The sequence below is a fragment of the Mangrovibacterium sp. genome, from assembly GCF_059905295.1.
This window is the reverse complement of record NZ_JBZQJF010000200.1, coordinates 1-3848: the sequence shown is the minus strand read 5'-3', so window position 1 is coordinate 3848 and position 3848 is coordinate 1. Positions and strand designations below refer to the sequence as shown.

Below are 3848 nucleotides of genomic sequence, written 5' to 3'. Positions count from 1 at the left end.
CGACCATCAACCACTCATCTTCGAACAAGATCTCCAACTCGCGTGGCGATTTTAGTTTACCGGCTAAGGGATCGGCCTCCATATGGAGGTACTGTAGCATATGTTGCATGATGGGAGCACACTTACTCCGGCAAGGTGGGTAGAACTGTTTATGTTTTCGAATTTCCGACTTCGGCGATGCTCCCCACCAGAATTCAGCCAAAGCAATTGGTTTCAGCCTTTGTTGAAAAGCAAACTGCAACAACTTGGGGCCTGCACAATCACCGGCTCCGGCGGGTGGGGTTTCCTCTCCCAGCTCCTGAAAGATTTCGGGAACCGTTTTTATTTCCTGCTTGTAGTTCAGTAAACGAAAGCGGTCGAAGATTTCGAATTGCAAACGGGCCGATTGCTGTTTGCGTTGTTGCTTTAAATCGTCGATGGGTTTTAAAAGCCGGGCAAGTTGCTCTTGTGCCAAATCCAGTGCCTGCTTTTGTTCGGCCATGGCTTTTTTAAACGCCATTCGCTCGAACTGGCTTATGCGGTTTAAGGCTTCCAGCCTTTCGTCCAGGGCTGCACCATCCAGCTGCTCTTCGGCCTCATGTCGTAACCTCTTTCGTTCCTTCTTTCCGGCTTTCAGGCGAGCTTTCCAATCGGTCTGTACCGTTTCCTGTGCTTTCCCACAATGGTTGACTTGCTCCCTGGCGCGCCGCAAATCGTCGCTGTTCTCCAACGTTCGAATAGCAGCATTCATTTCATTCAGCTTTTGCTCTCCCAACTTGAAAAAGCCATCGGGATTCAACAAATCGAAAACCGGGGGAACAAAGCCGGGATAAGCATTACAGCTATCAATAGCCCCTGAAAAGCCGGATAAATAACCAAGCGAACCATCGTCGGCCTGTACGACCAAAACACCAAACATCTTTCCAACATCAAAGGTGCCTTCTTCCAGTCCAAACAATTGATTCCATCCTTCATGCCGTTGGATCCGGTCCTGCAACTCCGTAGCAGCAACACGACACAAGGCATGCGGTTCGTAGGTAAATACGAAAGGAAATTGTTGGGGAATAGAAATCCCGCTAATATCGGATTGAAAAGATGTAAAAAGCTTCGGACTCACCATGCTGAACTATTTCTTGCCGGCAAATTTAGGGAATATCGGGAAAGTTTACAGATTTCAGTCGCTGTTAAAAGAAAAGCCGCCATGGCAGATACCCATAGCGGCTGTTTTATAAGATTGTTGATCGCCTCTAAATTCGAACGACCTTCTGTTTGCTTGTTGCAGACTGCGGATTATTTTGGGATTGCACCCATACCAAATACCATTGAAAGCAAAGCAACGGTTTCGATAACCCCCATTGCAGCGATATACATACCGGCTCCTTGCTTGTCGTCAACAGCCAGGTTGGCACATGCAGCAGCTCCTGCTTTCCCTTGCATAACTGCCGAGATTGCAATTGCCAATCCGACACAAAGGGCAAAAATCATTTGGTTAGGATAACTGTCGGGATTAAGGTTTGCACCTTGCAATGAATTCATGAAAATCATCCCGTAAATAACCTGGCTCAATGGCATACCAACCATTGCTAAGGCCAACGAAGGAAGTTTCTTATTCTCTTTAATTGATTGTTTCCATAAACCCATGGCTCCCAGAGCTGCAATACCTGTTCCGATAGCGGAACCAACACCAGCTATACCTAATGCAATGGCATGTCCGCCAAAACCTGTAACTACTGTAGATAGAATCATTTTTGAATTTTTAAAGTTGTCTATTTTTTTAATTTGAAAGGATTGTATTCACTTCCTGAGAACTCAACATTTGCATGGCCTGCATATTCAAGCATATTCAAACGAACGCCATGAACCAGCACTGCCATTGCTGACAGCGTCATGTTCAGCCCGTGTCCCAAAATTAGGATGATAACAGCACCTAAACCAGCCAAAACGGTTGTAACACCATTTCCAATGGCCATATGGTTAAAGCTGGAAGCCATCAAAACGGTTGACAGTCCTACGGCATAAAGTCTCACATATGAAATGATATCCGAAAATCCATTGATAATATTTAGCGGTAAATTCCCTAATGACGAAAGAATCCCCTTAACAAAACTTGTTCCCGGTGAGGAGAATAAAGCCACTAACAGGGCTCCACCAACAAACAGCCAGAGTACAAAAGCCGGAGCTGCAACTTGCAATACCATTTGATTAACCAGGAAGAATAACCCCCAGGTTATCGCAATCCAGCCTAATTGTGCCAGAGCTTTGGGACTGTTGAGATACCGGATTCCCACCTGCAGGTGACCAACCGTTAAATGAACAGCACCAACAAAGAACATAAATTTCTGAATAAAGAGATTGTCACCTCCGAAGCTGGCCAGCTTATCAACCTGCAAGTGCGCTAAAAGCGGGATGTGAGCCACTGTCTCCGACCCAAAATAAGTTCCGGTAAGGATTCCCCAAAACAGGATTGAGGCAGACAGCGTGTACATCAGCTGAAATTCAACTTTTTTGACAAATTTCGCTTTCTTATGAACCAGCAGGGTTAAAATAAGAAATATCAATCCGTAGCCGGCATCGCCAACCAATATTCCGGTAAAGAAGGTGAAGAAAATCATGAACACCTGTGATACATCCAGCTCATCATAACCGGGTACCAGTCCCATGAAGTTCATAACCGGACGAATACGCTCGGCCCAGCGCGATGTGTGTATCAGGGTTGGAACATCTTCGGCATCTTCCTCCGTTGTTTCCTCAATCAGGTATCCCCAATGATTTTTATCGGCACCTTCGATGAAGGTATCCATTTGCTTTTCCGGGATAAAACCTTTCCAGTAATGCACCTGGCCTTCAACCGTAACTCCGCCATACTGAACATGCAAAAGATCTAACCGGCCTACCCAGTTCTCATACGCTTCACGCAAAAGCTCTTTTTTACTTGTCAGTTCAGATAGAAGCAAGCTGGTCTTTTCCAGTTCGGCATCTACTTTCACCAAGGAAGCTTCGATTTCGCTTTTTTCCATCTCCGGAATGCGCACTTCTGTATAAGGAAGCTTTACATCAGCTTTGTCAGCCACCAAAATAACCTGATTCGATCCGTTTACCTGACCGGCAATATGAATATCCTCCCGGTTTTTCAAGGTCTTCAACTCCTTAGCACTAATTTGGTAGAGTCGCAGAAAAACACCACGTTCCTTTAATTCGCTAAAGGATGAAGGTGAAACTTCCCCCCAATTGCCAAACCAATCCAGCTCTTCCTGCAAGTTGGTTTGCTGTTGCTGAAGTTGAACACGCTTTTCTTCTGTTTCCAGCACCTGACGGATATAAAAGCTTTCCTCACTCTCTTCAGCCGAATCAAAATCCAGAGCTATTGGAGCATTATTGTCAGGATACTGATCCAAAATAGCCAGCGCATTCCCGGCATCCTGAATTTGGCTGTTGATCAGTTCTATTGATTTATCTCGGGGAGGTTGAAACGGAACAATATGCATCAGTCCCAATCGTCCCAACTCTTTCAATTCATCGTCGACAGTTGCGTTGGAGTTCGCTACAAACAGCAACAATTTTTTCATTTTTGCGATCATGCCATTGCCTCCTCTAATTTAGATTGTCCCACAACTTTTGCTGTGGCAATCGTCAATCGTTCATCATCCTGTAATTTCTGACCGATCTTTCGTATTGCAATTTTTGCATTCGGGATTCGACGGTTTTCAAATAGCTTCACCCGTGCCCGAACATCAAGCAGCTCTTCTTCCAACAATTCAATCTGATCTTCAAGGCATTTTATTTCCGCTTCAAGTTGAAGTTGTTCTGCTACTAATTCAATCGCATCGTCAACCCAAAGAGGTGTATTCAGAATAACCTCAACAATTTTG

4 protein-coding genes are annotated in these 3848 nt (G+C 45.0%); all 4 read right to left on the bottom strand.

What is annotated here, in order from left to right; translation table 11 throughout:
- Positions 1 to 1099 (bottom strand): hypothetical protein (locus tag AC37HE_RS10390; protein WP_500782771.1); only part of this gene is annotated, 1099 nt, incomplete at its 3' end.
- A gap of 170 nt (positions 1100 to 1269) precedes the next feature.
- Positions 1270 to 1725 carry an ATP synthase subunit C-like protein gene (locus AC37HE_RS10385; protein WP_500782770.1) on the bottom strand — a complete coding sequence of 152 codons (456 nt, stop codon included), beginning with the start codon at positions 1723 to 1725 and terminating at the stop codon, positions 1270 to 1272.
- A gap of 20 nt (positions 1726 to 1745) precedes the next feature.
- Positions 1746 to 3545 (bottom strand): V-type ATP synthase subunit I, encoded by a 1800-nt coding sequence (locus AC37HE_RS10380; RefSeq protein ID WP_500782769.1) that lies wholly within the window; start codon positions 3543 to 3545, stop codon positions 1746 to 1748.
- Positions 3546 to 3553: 8 nt separating this feature from the next.
- Positions 3554 to 3848 (bottom strand): V-type ATP synthase subunit D (locus tag AC37HE_RS10375; protein ID WP_500782768.1); only part of this gene is annotated, 295 nt, incomplete at its 5' end.

Coding starts and splice junctions, on each gene's coding strand:
- AC37HE_RS10385 (WP_500782770.1), bottom strand. CDS start 1,725: ATGATTCTATCTACAGTAGTTACAGGTTTTGGCGGACATGCCATTGCA.
- AC37HE_RS10380 (WP_500782769.1), bottom strand. CDS start 3,545: ATGAAAAAATTGTTGCTGTTTGTAGCGAACTCCAACGCAACTGTCGAC.